We start from the raw sequence: 19327 nt of genomic DNA, 5'->3' as shown, positions 1-19327 counted from the left end.
CACGGGCCTCCCATCAGGAGGCTGTGGATCGGCTACGAGGAGCAGCGGGCGAGTCCCGCCGTGCTCCCACCCGCCGCGATCGTGTCGAGGTCGTGGACCGCTTGGTCGAGCGTCGAGACCGCGTACACGCTGAGCCCGGAGGGGATGTGTCCGACGACCTCGTTGCAGTTCGACTTCGGCGCGAGGAACACGGTCGCTCCGGCAGCCCGCGCTCCATACAACTTCTGGCGAATTCCGCCGATCGGGCCGACTTGGCCGCCCGCCGTGATCGTGCCGGTACCCGCGACATGCCTGCCGCCGTTCAGCGATCCCGGCGTGATCGTGTCGATGATCCCGAGCGCGAACATCATGCCCGCGCTTGGTCCGCCGACGTTCTGCAGCTGAATCGACACGTCGAACGGGAACCGGAACCGTTCCGAGACGACGACGCCGAGGAGCGGCGCTCCGTCCGACAGCTTCGGCGTGACCGTCAGCGGGATATCCGCCCCGTCGCGCTTGACGACGACCTGGGCGGGCTTCCCCGCGCCGTTCTTCGCGACGAGGTCTCGGAGAACCGTCGTGTCGCTGTCGGTCGTCAACGACGTCCCGTTGACCGACTCGATCACATCCCCCTGCTTCATGACGCCCGACGCGGCGGATCCGCTTTGCACCTGGGCGACCGTCAAGATGGAGGGAACCGAGTATCCGGCGTGGATGAGCGCGGCGGCGATCGCCGACTGCTGCGAGTCGGTCATCTGGGCCTGGTCCGCCTGGTTGACCTGCTGCGTCGTCTGCCCGGGCGGATAGATGGCCGTGGCCGGGATCACCGCCTCCGACGGCGTGAGCAGGGCTCGGACCACGCTCAGCCACGAGGGCCGCTGCGTGGCGGTTCCATCGATGCTCACCGTGAGCATGTCGAGTGCACCGGACGTCGGATACGTGCGATGTCCGGAGACCTTGATGAGCGCGATCTTCTTGGCGGAACTGCCGCTGCCGATCGTCTGGGCGCCGAGCGTGTTGAACACCGGTCCGGGCAGCTCGATGACGTAGGGGCTTGGGAGCGCACTCACGACGATCGCGATGATCGCGGCGATCGCAAGCAGCGTCCAGCCGATCGTTCGGGACCTGATTCGCTCGACAGGCGGCGTCACGAACAACGGCAACGGAGCTCCTTCCAGGGTGTTCGCCCACGGCGCAGGGCTGGGAGGCCCGTCCGCGCGCGAACCCGGCGCCGGCGGATGAACCAGCGGTTAGCGTAGTGGGCATGGCTGATGACGAGCAGCGCGAACCTGAGGAAGAGTTCCGCGAGATGCTTCGGCGGATGCTGTCCGGCAACGGCGACATCGACCCGCAGCAGCTCGCCGGCGCGGCGGGACTCCCCACCGACCCGGCGCTCATCGCCAGCCTCATGAGCCAGTTGCAGTCGGCGATGCAGTACCGCGGCGACGGGATCGACCTCGACGCAGCGAAGGACCGCGCGTCCGCGATCGCTCGCGAGGACCAGCGTGCGCTCGACCCCGCGACCTCCAACGCGCTCATGCAGGCCTTTCAGGTCGCCGCACTCTGGCTCGATGAGGTCACCGACGTCGCCGAGCTGACGAGCGCTCCCCGCCTGCTGACGCGCGAACAATGGGCTGCGTTGACGACGCCGACCTGGGCGCAGCTCGCCGAGCCGGTCGCATCGAGCATCGCCAACGCGCTGACCGAGGTGATCGATCAACAGGCCCCCGAAGAGCTGCGGAGCATGCTCGGCGATCCGAGCCGGATGATGCGATCGCTCGGGGGCGCGCTGTTCGCGCTCCAGCTCGGACAGGTGATCGGCCAGTTGAGCAGCGAGGTCGTCTCCGGGGGCGATGTCGGCATTCCGCTGCTCGACGAGCAGGAGGCCGCGCTCGTCCCGCAGAACGTCGATGCGTTCGGCGAAGGACTCGACATCCCCGTCGACGAGGTCCGCATCTACCTCGCGGTCCGTGAGCTCGCGCACGCACGGCTGTTCCGATCGGCCCGATGGTTGCGTCTGCACCTCATCACCTCGATCACGGAGTATGCGCGTGGTCTCCACATCGACGCCGACGCGGTGCAGGACCTCGCGATGCGCTTCGATCCGTCGAACGCCGAGGAGTTGCAGGAGGCGATGGCGTCAGGCGCCCTGATCCCGCCGAAGACCCCCGAGCAGGAGGCTGCGCTGGCGCGGCTGGAGACGATGCTCGCGCTGGTCGAGGGCTGGGTCGACACGGTGACGGCCGAAGCCACTGCGCGCCTCCCCCACGCGGACGCGATCGCCGAGATGGTCCGGCGCCGCCGGGCGACCGGTGGGCCGGCCGAGTCCGCTCTCGGGGCGCTCGTCGGGCTCGAGCTTCGTCCACGGCGGCTCCGCGAGGCGGCGACGATGTGGCAGCGCCTCGCAAGCGACCTCGGACGGGCACAGCGCGACGCACTGTGGTCGCACCCGGATCTCGTGCCGACCTCTGAGGACATCGACGAGCCTGGCGCGCTCGTTGCTCGGCTTCGTGACCCGGGCACCGAAGATGACGCGATCGACCGCGCGATCGAAGAGCTCCTCGATGATGAGAGCGGGGACCGACCGCACGAGCGCTCGGATGGCTCCGCGGACGAGGGCCCGGGCGCATCGGGCCGCTGAGGCGAACGTTCTCCACAGTTCGCCGGGGAGGCTCGTGATCGGCCGCGTTGGTCCGACACGCTCGTCCGATGGGAATTCGCATCGATCCGACCCTCGAGCTTGTCTGGCGCGACCCGTACACCATGCAGCTCGGGACCGACCCGGCCCGCGCGATCGTGTCCGTGCCCGATGCCTCCGCGGAGCGGTTCCTCACCGCGCTTCGCACGGAGACGGCGCGGGGAGCGCTTGCCGCTGTCGCGCAGCAGTACGGGTGCGATCCGATGAGCGCCGCGCGCACGCTGCGGGCCGCTGCCCCGGCCTTGACCGAGACGACGAATCCGATGCCCGCGGCGACCGCGATCATCGGAGCCCATCCGGCCGCGGACGCGATCGTCGAGATGCTCGCCGGTGAGTCGGTCGACGTTCGGCGTCTCGCTGCTGATGATGCGAGCGCGGTCGCCGCGTACGACGGCGACCTCAGCGTCGTCGTCGCCGAACACGTCATCGCTCCGCGCGTCCGCTCAGCGCTGACCCGCAGTTGTGTCCCGCATCTGCCGGTGGTCATCGGCGATGGCGCCGTGCGGATCGGGCCGATCCTCGACCCGGACCACGGCCCGTGCTTGCACTGCTTGGAGCTGCGGCACGCGGCCGCCGACGGCGCGTGGCCCGCGATCGCCACGCAGCTCCTCGGGCGGCGCGCCGCACCGCTCACTCCCTATCGCGTGAGTGTGGTCGCGACGCGCGCCGCCGCCGAGGTGCTTGATTTCCTGACGGGTCCGAATCGGTTGCCGTCGGCCAGGCCGCTCCCCCACCCGCATTCGACGGACGACCGGTCCGACTCCGGGACAGGTCAGCTGGTCCTGGATCGAGCGAGCCTCACGGCAGTCCGGGTCCCGGTCGCCCAGCACCCGGACTGTCTGTGTGCAGGTCCGCAAGGAATCGGCTCGGTGCACGATCTCCGGAACGGATCCCGCCCCGGCGCGACCAGGTCACGGTCAGCGAGCGGCGCGCGCGGGTGATGCCCACGTACAGGAGCCGACGTTCTTCGGCGATGGCAGCCTCCGTGGTCGCATGGGAGACCGGCAGCAGCCCCTCGACAGCTCCGGCGATCACGACATGGCCCCACTCCAGCCCTTTCGACGAGTGCAGCGTCGACAGGGTCACCGCCTCGAGCTCGGGTTCGTGATGGGTGTTCTGCCGGTCGACGAGTTCGGCCGAGAACTGCGCCAACGAGGCATCGCCCGCCGCTTCGGCGAGCCCCATGATCGCTTGGAGGGACTCCCACGTCTCCCGGACCGCGCCAGCTCCCTCCGGCGGGGCGGACGTCCACCCAAGCGATCGCAGGACGTCGGAGACCGACTTCGTCAGCGGCTCGCCGACGATGCTCCGCGCTGCGCCGCGGATGAGGAGCACCGCTTGCCGCACCTCCGGCCGGTCGAAGAACCGTTGCCCGCCCTGCACGCGATACGGGATCCCCGCGTGCTGCAACGCCGATTCGATCGCGGCCGATTGGGCTCCGACACGAAACAGCACGGCACAATCCCGCGGCGAGGCGCCGGCGTCGATCAGCTCGCGCAGGCGCGAGGCGATGGCCGCGACCTCGGCGCCGTCGTGCTCGCACGCCAGGATCGCGGGAGCGGGCCCATCGTCCGGCGCCTGCGACGTGAGCTCGAGCGCGCCCGCACGACCCCGCATCAGCCGGTTCGCCGCCGACACGATGGCGGGGGTGGATCGGTAGTTCCGCTCGAGCCGGATCTCGTTCGCCCGCGGGAACGCGCGATGGAATCCGAGGAGATAGTCGGAGGTAGCTCCGGCGAACGAGTAGATCGTCTGACTGGCGTCGCCGACGACGCATACATCGTCACGATCGCCGAGCCACGCGCGGAGCAGATCCTGCTGCACCGGAGACACGTCCTGATACTCGTCGACCACGAAGAACCGGTACTGCGCGTGCACCGCGGAGGCCACTCGTGGCTCCGTCTCGATCATTCCGAGGGTTGCGAGCAGGACGTCTTCGAAGTCGAGCTGCCGACGGTCGTCCTTCATCCGCTCATAGGCACGCATCAGGTCGACGACGCGCGCCGGCGACAGGCCGGTGGGAAGCGTCCGATCGGCCGCAGCCGCCTCGTACTCGTCGAGGGTTCGGCGCTCGACCTTGCGCCATTCGATCTCTCCCGCGAGGTCGCGAAGGACCGCAGTGTCCACGCGCAAGCCGATGGTGTCGGCGGCGTGCGCGATCAAGCGTCCCTTCGCCTCCACGATCCGAGGGGCCGAACCGCCCACGGTGTCGGGCCAGAAGTATGCGAGCTGCGCGAGCGCGGCCGCATGGAACGTGCGCGCGGAGATCTGTCCTGCGCCGAGCTGACGCAGCCGGCCTCGGAGCTCGCCAGCGGCCCTGCTCGTGAACGTCAGCGCCAGCACGTGCGACGGCGCATAGGTGCCGGTCGCGACCCCGTACGCAATGCGATGCGTGATCGCGCGCGTCTTGCCCGTCCCCGCACCGGCCAGAACAGCGACCGGACCGAGCAGTGCCTTCGCGACCTCTCGTTGGTCCGGGTCGAGCCCGGCGAGCAGCGCGTCCGGACTCGGAGGCGCGTCAACCACTGCGTACCCCCGTCACGGTGCGTCGATGGGTGCGCCGTACCATTCCTCGATGATCGCGCGAGCGATGGATGCGCGGCCAGGCAGATGCAGGCTCGTCCCCGCTTCTGCGGCGATCTCCGCCCGTGAGAACCAGCGCACGTCGGTGATCTCGACACCGTCGGGTCGAACCGTCTCCGGGTCACCATCGCGAACGCGGGCGCGGAACCCGAGCATCAGAGAGGCGGGGAACGGCCACGGCTGCGACCCGAGGTACTCCGGCTCGTTCAATCGGATGCCGGCTTCCTCCCAGACTTCACGGCGAACGGCGTCCTCGAGCGACTCGCCGGGCTCGACGAAACCGGCGAGCACCGAGTATCGCCCGGTCTCCCAGGCCGCGTTCGAGCCGAGCAGCATGCGATCCTGCCGATCCGTGACGCCGACGATGATCGCCGCGTCAGTGCGCGGGAACACGTCATGGCCCTCGGCGTCCCGCCGAACCCATCCGGCACGCTCAACGACAGCAGCCGAGCCGGAGCGCGGCGAGAAGCCGTGCACGGCATGCCAGTTCGCCATCGCCACCGCCTCGACAGCGATGCCCGAGTCTCGGGCGGAGAGTTCGGTGCCGAACATGCGCAGGCTCTCCCACGCGTTGTCATCGGGTTCGATCGCCCGCGCGGCCGCGTCGTCGACGAGGGCGGCGACGAACCGGGTTCCGGCCGGAGCATCGGACTCGTCAGCGAGCGCGCGGCCGAGATAGACGATCACGGCGTCGTCCGGCACCGCCGCGGGCGCGACGAAGCGAAGCGCACCCGACGTCGTACGAAGCAGCGATCCGCGACGGACCGGCAGCACACGCGTCTCCGGATCGCCGAGCAGTTGCTCGATCGCGTCCGGCCGGTCGCGGTACTCAGCGTCCCGGTCCAGTGCGTTCCGCGCGAGCGGCAGTCGAGCGGCGAACGCAGCGGTCACAGTGACTCCTTGTCGTTTGTCTCGGCTCAGGGTCGCGTGCCGCGATCCGGACGGCTCCGGCGGCTCGGCGCCCAGCGATGCGGCGACTGACCGGACCCTTCACCCGCTTCAGCGTGGCGACCGGCTGGGCGACACCCGACGACCTACCCTGGACCGCATGGCGGGATCCCAGTTCACTCTAGCCGCGCTCGCGACGACGGCTGTCCCGGAGCTCGTCGTGACCGGTGCCGGGGTGCTCGGCTCGGTCCGCGACGGGGACTATGAGTCCGCGCTTCTGCAGCACGCGGACGGCGCGCTGTCGGTCATCCGACGCCCGCGGTCTCAGCGGGCGGAAGCGCGGCAGTCCGCCGACCTCGTCGCCATCCGTGCGCTGAGCGCCGGAATCCGCACGCGCCTCCCGTTCGCCGTTCCGGAATACATCGGACAGGCGCCCATCGGATCGACGCGCGCAATCGTGACGACGTTCGTCGACGGCGACCATCTGGACCCGCGCGCCCTGCCGACGAGTCCGACGCTCGCCGCCTCGATCGGCGCCGCCGTCGCGGCGATCCATGGGCTCCCCACCAGTTTTGTCAGCGATGCCGGCCTGCCGTCGCTCACGCCGTTCGAAATCCTGCGCGGTGCGGTCACGACGATGGACCGGGCCGTTGCCACCCAGCTCGTTCCCGCTGCCCTCCAGCAGCGCTGGGAGCACGCTGCGCGGGATCAGCAGCTCTGGCAGTTCACGCCGACCGTGGTGCACGGCTCGCTCGACGCGTCGAGTCTGCTGGTGCGCGGCGGCACGGTCTCCGGGGTCCTCGGTTGGGGCGACCTCCGGCTCGGCGACCCCGCGAAGGATCTGGCGTGGGTGCTCGGGATCCGCGATGACCGGACGACCAGCGCGGTATTCGCCGCATATACGTCGAACGGCGGCGGACGCGACCGTCAACTCGGGCAGCGTGCGCGGCTGTACCACGAGCTGGAGACCGCGGGCTGGCTTCTGCACGGCGTGCAGGTGAAGCGGACCGAGATCGTCGACGACGCCGTAGCGATGATGCAGCGGCTCGCGGCCGTGGTCGATGCGGACGCGGCGACGCCGATCGAGGCGGAGCACGTTCACACGATGGAGATCCGCGAGGTCGAAGAGTTGCTCTCGACGACTGAGCGCCGGCACGGCTGACCGCAGCACGGTCGGCCGCGATCGCTGGCCGCTGACGCAGCGAGTTCGGCCGCAAGCGCTGGCCGCTGACGCAGCGGAGTCGGCGTCAGCCGTCGATCAGGCGGATTCCAGCCGGGGACCGTTCCTGCGAGAACACCCCGCGCCAGCGCGCCTCGAGCGCGGCTCGATCCAGGAGGGACGTCGCGCGAATCTCCTGATCTGCGGCGACGTAGAAGAACACGGCGTCGATACTGTCGAGGGAGCGGCCGGTCGCCTCGGCGTACGCGAGCCGATAGAGCGAGAGCTGGAGCGATCGTTCGTCGAGCTCCCGCGCGCCGGACGGCGGCCGCCCGGTCTTCCAGTCGACGATCTCGCACCCGGTCGCGGTCTCGTAGACGGCGTCGATCTTGCAGACCACGCTGTGCCCGAGAAACGGTATGTGAATTTCGCGCTCGACATCGATCGGGGTTCGATCCGCCCACCTCGAACGGGCGAACGTCGATTGGAACGCTCTGAGCCGCGTGGCTTCGTCGTCGTCGAGCACGCTGGCTTCGGTCTCGGCATCTGGCGCCTCGGCCGCATCGTCGAGCTCGTCTGGCCACGCGTCCAGGAGTTCCACGGTGCCGCTCGGAGCGCTTCGTTCCTCGACCCAGCGATGGAAGAGCGTGCCGAGCCGCGTCGCCCGGTATGGGCGATCCGGCAGCGGTCGCCGAATACGGGCCGCGACCTCGTCCGGGCGGTGCAGGTAGTCCTTGAATCCGGAGGCAGGGATTCGATGCGGCACGTGCGCCGTCGTCGTTCCGCTGAGACTCGCCGACCGTTCCGCCAGCAGCAGATCGATGTCCGCGCCGTACGGTCCGTCGTCGTCACCGGGTGCAGCTGATCGGACGGCGTCCGCGGCTGCATGCACCCGAGCAGCACGACCGCCGAGGCCGTCGTTCGGCCACGGAGCCGTGAGCGCGAGGTCCGCCATCGGGTTCTCGTCGTGCGCCGACGCCTCGGGCACGGCATCCGGGTCGATGACGGATCGGGCAGCGAGCTCCCGGAGATATCTGCTCGGGGTCTTGGCTCGCTTGCCGCGCCCCCAGAAGGATCCGGATAGGAGGAGCGCATCCCTGGCCCGCGTCATGGCGACGTACGCGAGCCGACGTTCCTCCTGCTCGTGACCCGCGGCGACCTCCGACTTGAATCGGTCGAGCGCGGCGATGAGCTCACGCTGACTCGTCGCGGATCGCCATCCGAAGACCGGCAGTTCCGAGGCGTCGCCGCGGAAGGCGTACGGGAGCGACCCAAGTCGGAGCCAGCCGGTTGCCCCCTCGTTCGATGCGCCCGGGAGGCCGCCCTCCACCATGCGCACGACGGCGACCGCGTCCCATTCGAGGCCTTTCGCCCCGTGAATGGTGAGAATCTGCACGCACCCCGGCTCCGGTTCCTCGGAGCGCGGCCCGAGGTCATCCTTCCTGCCGGCGGCGTCAAGCCATCCGAGGAATGACCCGAGATCGGCCCGGTCGTCGGTCTGGACGAAGCTCGAGAGCGCGTCGAAGAACGCGTCCACCCCCCGGGCGTCTGCGCCCTCGTGGGCCGCGAGTTCAACGTCCAATTGCATGTCGCGCACAACCTGCCAGACGAACTCGACGAGGTCGCCCCGCGCTCGCGTGCGGAGCCGGGCCAGCGACGAGCCTAAGCGACGCATGCGCGATCGGCCCTCCGCACTGATCGTCGCGATCGCGCGGTGGTCGTCCGGGGCAGTCGCGACGAAGTCGAGGGCGTCCACGAGCGACCCGTGCTCTCCTGCGGCGACGGATGCGCGCAACGCATCATGCACGGCGTCGTCCAGCGGCTGGTGGGCGTGGTCTCGATGGAAGAGCCACCGGCTGACGTCGGCGAGCGCCGCGATGTCAGCGGGACCGATCCGCCATCGCGCTCCCGCCATGAGCCGGATGAGCGCGTTTCCGGCCGCAGGGTCATGCAGCACGCGAAGGCAGCTGGTGAGATCCACGATCTCGGGCCGGAGGAGCAATCCCCCCGAGCCGAGCACGTGATGCGGAACGCCTTCGGCGTCGAGCGCTGAGGTGAACGTGCGGAGCTCGGTCCGGGAGCGCATGAGCAGCGCCATCGAGCCATCCGGGTGCTTGCGTCGGTAGCCACCGAACCACCGAGCGACGGACTGCGCCTCCTCGCTCAGTGTTTCGGTGAAGACGGTCTCAACCGCCCCGTCAGGCGCGGCAGGACGCGGGGTGAGCGCTTCGACGGGTGCGCTCACGGTCGCTCCAAGCGGTTCGACGATGACGTTCGCCGCGTGGAGCACGTTCGCCGCATTCCGCCAGCTCGTCGACAGCGCGTATGTCGCGTTCGATTCGCACGCGTTCGCGCCGAAGTCGGCGGGAAATCGTGCGAGGTTCGCGGCGCTGGCGCCGCGGAAACCGTAGATGGACTGGTGCGGATCGCCAACGGCCATCACGGGTGTGCCCGCGAAGATGCGCGCGAGGAACCGCGTTTGCACGACGGAAGTGTCCTGGTATTCGTCGAGAAGAACGACCCCGAATCGCGCCCGGAGCCGAGATGCGACGATCGGCGCCGCGTCTGCCGCTGCGAGCGCGAGCGCCACCTGGTCCGAGAATTCGACGAGCCCGCGTTCGATCTTCCGGCGGCGGAACGCGTCGACGAGGTCTGCGAGCGGCTCGAGGGCATCCACCGCCTTCACCATGTCGCGGATCGCGGGGCGGATCGTGCTTTTGGCCCCGTCGGGCAGCGCGAGGACCTGACGGAACTGCTCCGAAAAGGCCCGGAGGGTACCGAGGTCTGCGAGGTGCTCACTGGCTGCTCCGTTCACGTCGAGCACCGCGCGCGTCAGCGTGTCGACCGACCGTTCGAGGGCAGCCAGCCGGTCGTCGCTCGATCCGACGACCACGCTCCGTGCGAGCTGCCACGCCGATGGCTCGGACAGGACCTGGGACTCACTGTCCCGGCCGACGAGGAGCGCGTGTTCGCGGAAGACAGTGTTCGCGAACGCGTTGTAGGTGGAGACGGTGGGCGCTTGGAACGCGTCGGTCGCGGGGATGAGGCCCGCAGCCTCCAACCCGGCGATGCGGCGGCCGATGCGGGCCGAGAGTTCTCCGGCTGCCTTTCGCGTGAACGTGAGGCCAAGAACCTGATCCGGTTCGACGAAGCCGTTCGCCAGCAGCCAGACGACCCTGCCCGCCATGGTCTCGGTCTTCCCGCTCCCCGCGCCCGCGACGACGAGCGCCGGTTCGAGTGGCGACTCGATCACAGCACGTTGCTGCGGTGTCGGGGCCGGCATGCCAAGCGCCTCGGCGATGTCGAGGGCGGTGTAGCGCAGGGACGCATCGGAGGCTCGGGGCGCGTTCGTCGCGGCGGTGTCGGTCACCACGTGATCTCCCCGACGATGTGCGCCGAGCACGGCGCACCGAGTTGATCTGCGGTGCAGTGCTCGTCGACCTTGGCGATGAAGGTGCGGTCCGCCATTCCTGCCGCAACGCGCTGGAGGCGGTCACCGAACTCGGCGTGTTGCTCGTCGTCGAACCCGTGCTGAACGCGCTCGTTGAAATGCCGCGATCGATTGGACTTCTGCACGAACACGAGTCGCGCGTCACGGAGTGGCGCGCCGACCGGGGCTCCATCGACCGCGCCCTCTCGGACAGCGAACTGGTACGCGGCGAGCTGTGCGTGCGTGGGCATGCTCGGCATCGCGGGCATCGTTGCGCCCGTCTTCAGATCGACCACGCTCAGGGATCCGTCCGGGTGCGCCTCGATCCGGTCGATGCTGCCGTGGAGCGCGGCAGCACCGTGCTCGACGGCGAAGCGGATCTCGGCGCCGATGACGCTTCGGCCCTCACGTTCGGCGACGGACAGGTAGTCGCTGAGGCCGTCGACCATCCGTCTGGCGCGGCGGCGTTCGCGGGCTTCGATCCACGGCGACTCGAACTGCAACTCGTGCCAGCGGCGCTCGACCACGCCCCAGAGCGATTCCGCATCGGCGCTCGTGGCTTCCTCGAGAGCGGCATGGATGATCGTGCCGAGACCCATCGCCGCGGTCGGGGCGCCGCCGCCGTACTTGTTCAAGAACCAGTGGAGCGGGCATCGTTCGAATGCCTCGATCTGCGACGGTGAGACGGCGACCGGTGCGGACGTGAGGTCGGCGAGGGCAGCGTCCGTTGTCAGTTCGGCGGTTCCCCACCAGTCAGCAGGATCGGCTCCCGGCACGCCTTCTGCGGCGAGGCGTGCGAGGGCAGCGGCGGCGTGCCGGTCGCCGGAAGCGACCAGGCGACGGCGAAGCGTTCCTGCGACGCCGCGGAGCGAGAGGGCCGACGATTCGCTGACCCGCTCCGGCGGCACGTCGACGAGCCGCAGGAACGGAGATGGCGCCTCGTCGTCGCTGACGACGGCCCCGATCAGCACCTGCGAGCGCGCGCGTGAGACCGCCCGCGCGAAGAGCCGGAGCTCATCGTGAATCACGGAGGCTCGGTCGTCTTCGACGGTGGTCGACTCGCCGCGCGCAGCGCGGACGAGACCGTCGGGGTCGAGGAGGCTGCCGCGGACCCGCAGGTTCGGCCAGGTGCCGTCCTGCAGTCCGAGCACGGCCACCACGTCGACCTCGAGTCCGGTGGTGGCGGCCGGCGTGAGCACGCGGACTCTGTCCGAGCTGTGCTGCGGCGCGATCGCGTCCTCGGGCAGGTCTGAGCCGAGGATCTCGTCGAAGAACGAGCGAGCGAGCGCATCGGGATCGCGCTCGGCGAACCGGCGTGCGGCGGCGAACAGTGCGACGACGGAGTCGAGATGGCGATCGGCCTCCGCGCCAGCGCTCGCACCGGACGCCGACTGCTCGCCGAGCGCGCCAGCGAGACCGCTGCGGTCCCAGATGCTCCAGAGAATCTCCTCGGCCGTCGAGCCCGCGACGACGGCCTCGCGAGCAGTCGCCAGCATTGCGGAGAAGCGCCCCGCCCGCCGAGCGAATCCAGCATCGATGGTGACGAAGCGATCGGGCCCCTCCAGCGCCTCGACGAGGAGCTCGTCCGGGGATCGGCGGCCTCCGCCGGCCAGTTCCTCGGTTCGGAGCGCGAGCCGGAGTCGGCGGAGCGCGAGGGCGTCCAGGCCGCCGAGCGGGCCGAGCAGGAGTTGCACCGCACGTGGCGCGTCGAGGCTGACGAGGCCGAGCGCCACCGCGGCGACATCGATCAAGGCTGCGACCACGGCGTCGGACCGCGGCCTCGCTGCCGCAGACGCCGCGGTCGCGGGAACCTCCGATGCGGCGAGCGCGCGAACGAGGTCCGGGATCGCCGCGCTGCTCCGCGTGACGACCGCCATTCGGTCCCAGGGGACGCCGTCGTAGAGGTGGCGTTCGCGAAGGACGCGTGCGACTGCGCCGATGAGCACCGATCGGGTCGGCGACGCAAGATGCACGACGGGCGCGGCGGCGGAACGGAGTGTGCTCCGGTCGGACCGGTTGCGGCCATCAGGGTCACCGCCAGGCGCGGACTGGCACTGCGCGTCAGGGCTCACGGCCCGGCGCTGTGCGCCGGCGGCTGCGGTGCCGATCCGGTCTGTGATAGCCCGAACGGTTGCGCGGATCGGTGCCGGATGACGATAGACCGACCGCAGGATGATTTCTTCTGCGCTGTCGGCACCCAGTCGAGCCGCGAAGCCACCGAGAAATGCGGGCTGGGCACCGCGATACGCCCCGGCCGTGATGTCCGGGTCGCCGAAGGCGACGATTTGAATGCCGCGGCGCGCGAGCGCACGCAGCAGATCGATCTCGCCGTCCACGAGCTCTTGGGCATCGTCGACGACGACGAGCTCGGTCTGGTGCATGGCGGGTGGGAGCACCCCGCGATCGACGGCCGCTGTGGCGAACGCGACGAGTGCAGCCGCGTCGAGGTGCGACGAACGGAAGAGCGCCGTTGCGGCGCGGTAGTCGTCGATGAACGCGGCCGCTGCGATCCACTCGTCGCGCTCATGAAGCGCACCGAGGCTGCGCATCGTCTCTGGCTCGATCCATGCGGCAGTCGCTCGCATCATCAGGTCGCGGAGCGCTGTTCGAAACTCGGCCCGCTCCCGCACGGCGGGCCCGATGTGGTCGGGCCACTGCGGGCCCGTGGCGTCCGCGATGTCGCCGGCAAGCAGATCGGCGATGATCGCGTCCTGTTCGGGTCCCGTCAGCAGGACAGGCGCCTCGGCTCCGCGCAATGCTCGCTCGTGTCCGACGATGTGGAATGCGAGCGCGTTGATCGTTCGTGCGAGCGCACCGTTCGTGACCCGTCCGATCGCGGCGGCGAGGTCGTCTCGCAATGCGGTGGCGGCCTGGCGCGACGTGGTCAGCGCGAGCACCGGCAGACCGGGCGCGGACGCGTCGGCGCCGCGATCCACGAACGCCGCGTCGAGCCGAGCGCGCACGAGTCGGATGAGGGTCGTGGTCTTGCCGGAGCCCGGAGCACCGATGACGGCCGCGTGGCGACCGGCAGGAAGGTCGATGACACGCCGTTGTGCTGCATCGGCGATCCACGCGCCGTCGGTCGCCGAGTGCTCGTGCGCAGCGGTCGGTTCGGAGACGGTCGAGAGCACGGCGTCACCGTATCGGCCGCCGCCGACAAGCAGGGGCCACCGCGCGCGAGTGCGCCGGAGGCGAACGCCCCGGCCGAGGCAGATGCCCTCGGCTAGGGTGTGTCCGTGGACATCAAGATCGGCATCACGAACAGCCCGCGCGAGATCTCCTTCGAGAGCAAGCAGAGCGCCGACGAGATCGAGCAGGCGGTCGCTGCCGCTATCGGCGACAAGGCGACGCACGTCGCGCTCACCGACGAGAAGGGCCGCCGGTTCATCATCCCGGTGGCGTCGATCGCCTACGTCGAGGTGGGTGCCGAGGCGGCCCGCCGCGTGGGCTTCGTCGCCTGACTCGTCGATGGAGCTGCTCTTCGTCGTCCTCGGCGGCATCATCTGCGGAGCGATCGCGCACGTCGTCGTTCCATGGCGGTCACTGCGCGGCGTGATCCTGGCGCCCTCGCTCGGGGGGATCGTCGCCGCGATCGTCTGGGAGTCGCTCACATGGGCCGGGTGGAAGTACGACGGCGGATGGATCTGGGTCGCGGCGCTCGTCGCCTCCGGCGTGGTGCCGATGATCGTGGTGTGGGCACTCGGCCCCGCACGGCAACGCCGTGACGAGCAGTTCTTCGACGAGGTTCGCTCCGGGAACGTCTGAGCCCGCGATCGGCATCTATGCCGTGAGGCCGAGTGCGTCCATGCGCCGGGTATGCGCGGCGATGAGCTCGGTGAACACCGGTTCCAACCGGGCTCCGTCCTCTCGCGCGTGGGAGGCCAGAGCCGACCGCGCGACGAGCAGTGTGTCGCCCACGAGCCGACGACCCCACATGGCGAGCCGAGCGGCGACAAGTGGCTCCGCTGCCAGCTGCCGCGAGAGCTCCGCGACGACCGCGGGTTCCTCGCGCCGATCGAACACATCGTCGAGTCCGGAGCGCACGTCGCCGGGCAGCGATCGCAGGAGGCTCGCAAACAGATCGTTGAGGATCCCACCGGTCACATAGCCGGTGAGCATCGACTCGTACCAGTCGGCGCCACTGATACGCTCGAGGAATTCGTCGATGGCGTGCCGGTGGGGCTCCATGAGTTCGGCGGGGTCGAGACCGACGCGCTCCATCTCGGAGACGAACGCGCGATGCCGATCGAGTGCGGTCGTCGCGAGCACCCCGGTGACGAGCCGACCAGCCATGGTCGGGGCAGCCGCTCCGGCCTGACCCATGGTTTCGTACAGCGACAGTTGCAGATACGCGGCCTGACCCAGAAAGACCGCCGGCTCCGGTACGACATCGTCGAGCTTCAGCCGCTCCACCGGCGACGTGGCGCGCGGATTGCGCGACGCGAGCCACGCGGCAGCGAGCTGCCCCGCGCGCTTCCGGTTCCACCACGAGACCACCGCACAAGCATACGGGCGGCGTCGATCCCCGTCGGCCCGCACGCCCCTCGATACACTGACATCACTCCCCGAATAGACAGGGCCCCTTTCTTTTGACATTTGCAGACCTCCAGATCGAGCAGGACATCGTCGACGCGCTCGCGGCGAAGGGCATCATCGAGCCCTTCCCGATTCAGCAGCAGACGATCCCGCTCGCCCTGACCGGACAGGACATCATCGGCCAGGCGAAGACCGGAACCGGGAAGACGTTCGGCTTCGGCCTCCCGTTGATTCAGCGCCTCGGTGCGGATCCGGGCCCAGGCGTCCGCGCCCTCATCGTCGTTCCGACTCGTGAGCTCGCGGTCCAGGTGACCGAAGACCTCGAGGTCGCGGCATCGAATCGATCGACGAGCGTCGTGTCGATCTACGGCGGGAAGGCGTACGAAGGCCAGATCGAGCAGCTGAAGGCCGGCGCGCAGATCGTCGTCGGCACGCCTGGTCGCCTCATCGACCTCCAGCGGCAGCGTCTTCTCGACCTCTCCCATGTGCAAGAGGTCGTCCTCGACGAGGCAGACCGCATGCTCGACCTCGGGTTCCTCGCCGACATCGAGCGGATCTTCCAAACGGTCCCGGCTGTTCGCCACACCATGCTGTTCTCGGCGACCATGCCGGCACCGATCGTGGCGCTCGCCCGTCGCTTCATGACCCGACCGGTGCACATTCGCGCGTCCGATCCGGACGAGGGGCTGACGCAGGCGAACATCAAGCACGTCATCTACCGCGCGCACGCACTGGACAAAGACGAGGTCATCGCGCGAATTCTCCAGGCAGAAGGCCGCGGAAAGACCGTCATCTTCACGCGGACCAAACGTGCCGCCGCCAAGCTCGTCGAGGAGCTCAACGACCGCGGCTTCAACGCAGCTGCCGTCCATGGCGACCTCAACCAGGAGCAGCGTGAGCGCGCGATGGCGGCGTTCAAGGCCGGCAAGAAGGACGTCCTCATCGCAACGGACGTCGCAGCTCGTGGCATCGACGTGGACGACGTCACGCACGTCGTGAACCACACCATCCCGGACGACCCGGACACATACCTGCACCGGGTTGGGCGAACCGGTCGCGCGGGCAAGACGGGCATCGCGGTGACCTTCGTCGACTGGGACGACCTGCACAAGTGGTCGCTGATCAACAAGGCGCTCGACTTCGGAATTCCAGAGCCGACCGAGACCTACTCGTCCTCGCCACACCTGTACGCCGACCTCGACATTCCGGCCGGGACCAAAGGACGGCTCCCCCGGACCTCTGTCCACGCCGGTGGCGCCACGCACGCTTCAGCGGCAGACGCTGCCCCTTCCGCCGATGGCGGCGAACGCTCCCCACGGCCGCGCGGGCGTCGTCGTACCCGCGCGTCCGGGTCCTCCGGCGCTCCCGCCGACGCCACCGGACGCGCTCCGACACCGGCCGAAGACGCCGAGGGCGGTTCAGCGGAATCGACCGGCGGAGCCGCCCCCGCGCGTCGCCGTCGCCGCCGACGCCGCGGATCGGGTTCGAACTCCTCCGCTGGCTCAGCGCCCGCCACGAGCACGGAGTCGCCGACGGCAGAGGCCTGATCCGAGCCCAGATTGCGCCAGCAGCACGTGAAGCGCCGCTGGAGGTGAGCGGACGGCGTGCGGTGGCGGCTCAGGCGAACGCCGAGCGCCGAGCGCCGAGCGCCGCTCAGCCTGTGGTTCTGGCTCCTGGACCGACGACGACGGAGGCTCCCCGCGCCTCCGCAACGATCCGTTCGAATACGCGCGGCCCGGTCCGGTGCTCGCCGAGGCGATTCGGTTTCCCGGTGCCGTGGTAGTCGCTCGATCCTGTGATGAACAGCCCGTACCGATCCGCCCACTCCATGAGGGTGCGTTTGCCCGCAGACTGGTTCTCGCGATGGTCGACCTCGAGACCGCCGAGCCCCGCGTCGACGAGATCGCGCAACCGCTCCTCATCGATCGCGATGCCACGAGTCGACGCCGCCGGGTGCGCGATCACCGGCACGCCGCCCGCCTGCTTGATGAGGGCGACGCCGGCGACTGGGTCGGGAGCGTCGTGCGGCTCGTAGTAGCCCGATGAGGGATGCAGGATCCCGCGGAACGCCGCGCTGCGATCGGTGGCGAGCCCGCGCTGCACAAGCGCGTCGGCGATGTGCGGCCGACCGATCGTCGCTCCGGGACGCGCCTGATCCAGCACGTCTTCCCACGTGAGCGGATGGTCCGCGCCGATCCGATCGACCATCCGCCGCGCGCGGCTCATCCTGCGTTCGCGGATCCGCGCTGTCTCGGCGACGAGTGCGGCGTCGGTCGGGTCGACGAGGTAGCCGAGCACGTGCACGCTGCGATACCCGATCCGCGTACTCAACTCGAGTCCCGGAATCAGCGTGATCGGCGCTTCGCTGGCGGCCGCCGTGGCTTCTGCCCACCCCGCCGTGGTGTCGTGGTCCGTGAGGGCGACTACGTCGAGCCCAGCCCCCACCGCGGCACGGATGAGGGCCGCGGGGGGCTCAGTGCCATCCGAGACGCTTGAGTGCGTATGCAGGTCGATGAACAGGTCGCGCACCGGCTCATGGTACCGGCGGTGGGAAGATGGGGATCATGACCGAGCAAGCAGCCCCGCGAGCCACGAGCAACCGATCGACGACCCCTGGTTCGGACACGTTCAAGGAATACATCGGGTCGCAGTGGGGCGATGCGCGGCCAGCCGCCTCCGACCGGCGTGAGGTGGCCGCGTTCACCGCGGAGCGGCGCGCGCGCCTCTCCGCACTCCATCCGGGCCGCACGATCGTCGTCCCCGCTGGGCAGGCGAAGGTTCGATCGAACGACTGCGACTACCCGTTCCGCGCGCACTCCGCGTTTGCGCACCTGACCGGCTGGGGCTCGGACGCCGTTGTCGGTTCCGTTCTCGTGATGACGCCGAACGGCTCCGGCCACGATGCGACGCTGTATTTCCGATCGCCGGCCGGTCGCGATTCCGAGGAGTTCTACGCGAATCCGGAGATCGGCGAGTTCTGGGTCGGGCCGCGCCCCTCCCTGTCCGATGTCGCGGGTGAGCTCGGACTCGCCACCGCGGATCTGTCCGACCTCGACGCGGCGCTCGCGGACGCCGATGGCACCACGCTCATCGTGCGCGATGCCGACCCGGCACGGACAGCTGCGCTCGATGCGCACGTCGGAGCACCCATCGGGAGCGGTGAGGCCGACGCGTCCAGCGGAAGCGTCGACGATGTGCTTTCACGCGACCTGTCGGAGCTGCGGCTCGTGAAGGACCCGTGGGAGATCAACGAACTCCGCAAGGCGGTTGCTGCGACCCGCGCCGGGTTCGACGATGTGATCGCCGATTTCCAGGCGGTCCTCGATCACCCCCGTGGTGAGCGAATCGTCGAGGGCACGTTCAACCGTCGAGCACGTGCGGACGGCAACACCGTGGGGTACGACACGATCGCGGCTGCAGGGGACCACGCGTGCGTCCTGCACTGGACCCGCAACGATGGGCGCGTACGGCCGGGCGACCTCATCCTGATCGACGCGGGGGTCGAGGTCGACTCTCTGTACACCGCCGATATCACCCGGACGCTCCCCGTCAGCGGGCGCTTCTCTGAGATTCAGCGTCTGGTCTATGACGCCGTTCTGGAGGCTGCGGATGCTGCATTCGCGATCGTGCGTCCCGGCATCACCTTCCGCGACGTTCACGCGACCGCGATGCGGGTGATCGCCGAGCGGACCGCCGAATGGGGCTTCCTTCCCGAGGACGCGGCCGCGTCGCTCGAGCCGGACAAGCAGTACCACCGCCGGTACATGGTGCACGGCACGAGCCATCATCTCGGACTCGACGTGCACGACTGCGCGAAAGCTCGGCGCGAGATGTATCTCGACGGCACGGTGCAGGCAGGAATGGTGTTCACGATCGAGCCCGGGCTGTACTTCCAGGCCAACGACCTCACCGTCCCAGAGGAGTTCCGGGGCATCGGGGTTCGCATCGAGGACGACATCCTGGTGACCGAGGACGGCGCGGAGAACCTGTCGATCGGCATCCCCCGCACCGCGTCAGACGTCGAGGCGTGGATCGCTCGTCGCTGACCGGGACT

Annotated in this window: 13 protein-coding genes; 6 read left to right on the top strand and 7 right to left on the bottom strand. The window is 69.6% G+C overall.

Annotated features, from left to right (window positions below; translation table 11 throughout):
- Positions 1-32: 32 nt before the first annotated feature.
- Entirely contained in the window at positions 33-1142 is a 1110-nt protein-coding gene (locus tag CAM01S_RS01575) for a YlbL family protein (protein ID WP_157071340.1), read from the bottom strand.
- Between the two features lie 101 nt (positions 1143-1243).
- Here CAM01S_RS01575 and CAM01S_RS01570 point away from each other — a divergent pair, with 101 nt between their 5' ends.
- Entirely contained in the window at positions 1244-2620 is a 1377-nt protein-coding gene (locus tag CAM01S_RS01570) for a zinc-dependent metalloprotease (protein WP_066515207.1), read from the top strand.
- Positions 2621-3475: 855 nt separating this feature from the next.
- Here the strand turns inward: CAM01S_RS01570 and CAM01S_RS01565 are convergent.
- The gene (locus tag CAM01S_RS01565) at positions 3476-5203 is read right to left on the bottom strand and encodes an ATP-dependent helicase (RefSeq protein WP_066515203.1); all 1728 of its coding nucleotides are present in this window, start codon (positions 5201-5203) and stop codon (positions 3476-3478) included.
- Positions 5204-5215: 12 nt separating this feature from the next.
- The gene (nudC, locus tag CAM01S_RS01560; RefSeq protein ID WP_066515197.1) at positions 5216-6151 is read right to left on the bottom strand and encodes an NAD(+) diphosphatase; all 936 of its coding nucleotides are present in this window, start codon (positions 6149-6151) and stop codon (positions 5216-5218) included.
- Positions 6152-6308: 157 nt separating this feature from the next.
- On the opposite strand from nudC, the gene CAM01S_RS01555 reads away from it, so the two are divergent.
- Positions 6309-7310, top strand: coding sequence for a phosphotransferase (locus CAM01S_RS01555; RefSeq protein WP_066515196.1), 1002 nt, complete (start codon positions 6309-6311; stop codon positions 7308-7310).
- 85 nt (positions 7311-7395) lie between these two features.
- Here CAM01S_RS01555 and CAM01S_RS01550 read toward each other — a convergent pair whose 3' ends face one another.
- A complete protein-coding gene (locus CAM01S_RS01550) occupies positions 7396-10677 on the bottom strand; it encodes an ATP-dependent helicase (protein WP_245631498.1) in 3282 nt (1093 codons plus the stop codon).
- Positions 10674-13868, bottom strand: a complete 3195-nt coding sequence (locus tag CAM01S_RS01545; RefSeq protein ID WP_066515193.1) for a UrvD/REP family ATP-dependent DNA helicase — start codon at positions 13866-13868, stop codon at positions 10674-10676. The genes CAM01S_RS01550 and CAM01S_RS01545 overlap by 4 nt, the downstream gene beginning before the upstream one ends.
- 105 nt (positions 13869-13973) lie before the next feature.
- Here CAM01S_RS01545 and CAM01S_RS01540 point away from each other — a divergent pair, with 105 nt between their 5' ends.
- Together CAM01S_RS01540 and CAM01S_RS01535 are read left to right on the top strand one after the other, a co-directional pair.
- Complete coding sequence (locus CAM01S_RS01540; protein WP_066516682.1) at positions 13974-14198, top strand: DUF3107 domain-containing protein; 225 nt, start codon at positions 13974-13976, stop codon at positions 14196-14198.
- A gap of 7 nt (positions 14199-14205) precedes the next feature.
- Entirely contained in the window at positions 14206-14502 is a 297-nt protein-coding gene (locus CAM01S_RS01535; RefSeq protein ID WP_066515192.1) for a hypothetical protein, read from the top strand.
- A gap of 15 nt (positions 14503-14517) precedes the next feature.
- On the opposite strand, the gene CAM01S_RS01530 is transcribed toward CAM01S_RS01535, so the two are convergent.
- The gene (locus tag CAM01S_RS01530; protein ID WP_066515190.1) at positions 14518-15234 is read right to left on the bottom strand and encodes a ferritin-like fold-containing protein; all 717 of its coding nucleotides are present in this window, start codon (positions 15232-15234) and stop codon (positions 14518-14520) included.
- A 92-nt stretch (positions 15235-15326) separates the two neighbouring features.
- On the opposite strand from CAM01S_RS01530, the gene CAM01S_RS01525 reads away from it, so the two are divergent.
- Positions 15327-16820 carry a DEAD/DEAH box helicase gene (locus CAM01S_RS01525; RefSeq protein WP_066515189.1) on the top strand — a complete coding sequence of 498 codons (1494 nt, stop codon included), beginning with the start codon at positions 15327-15329 and terminating at the stop codon, positions 16818-16820.
- Positions 16821-16926: 106 nt separating this feature from the next.
- Here the strand turns inward: CAM01S_RS01525 and CAM01S_RS01520 are convergent, their stop codons facing one another.
- Positions 16927-17802 carry a PHP domain-containing protein gene (locus CAM01S_RS01520; protein ID WP_174520399.1) on the bottom strand — a complete coding sequence of 292 codons (876 nt, stop codon included), beginning with the start codon at positions 17800-17802 and terminating at the stop codon, positions 16927-16929.
- 35 nt (positions 17803-17837) lie between these two features.
- Here CAM01S_RS01520 and CAM01S_RS01515 point away from each other — a divergent pair, with 35 nt between their 5' ends.
- On the top strand, positions 17838-19319 hold the full coding sequence (locus CAM01S_RS01515) for an aminopeptidase P family protein (protein ID WP_066516674.1): 1482 nt from the start codon (positions 17838-17840) through the stop codon (positions 19317-19319).
- The last annotated feature ends 8 nt before the right edge of the window (positions 19320-19327 follow it).

This window comes from Curtobacterium ammoniigenes NBRC 101786 (genome assembly GCF_001571045.1).
Taxonomy (GTDB): domain Bacteria; phylum Actinomycetota; class Actinomycetes; order Actinomycetales; family Microbacteriaceae; genus Curtobacterium; species Curtobacterium ammoniigenes.
The sequence above is the reverse complement of the archived record's forward strand: the minus strand, read 5'-3'. Positions and strand labels throughout refer to the sequence as shown.

What these genes read in the sequence shown, in the direction of transcription:
- CAM01S_RS01555 (WP_066515196.1), top strand. Translation starts at nt 6,309, where the DNA reads ATGGCGGGATCCCAGTTCACTCTAGCCGCGCTCGCGACGACGGCTGTC.
- CAM01S_RS01570 (WP_066515207.1), top strand. Translation starts at nt 1,244, where the DNA reads ATGGCTGATGACGAGCAGCGCGAACCTGAGGAAGAGTTCCGCGAGATG.
- CAM01S_RS01515 (WP_066516674.1), top strand. Translation starts at nt 17,838, where the DNA reads ATGACCGAGCAAGCAGCCCCGCGAGCCACGAGCAACCGATCGACGACC.
- CAM01S_RS01535 (WP_066515192.1), top strand. Translation starts at nt 14,206, where the DNA reads ATGGAGCTGCTCTTCGTCGTCCTCGGCGGCATCATCTGCGGAGCGATC.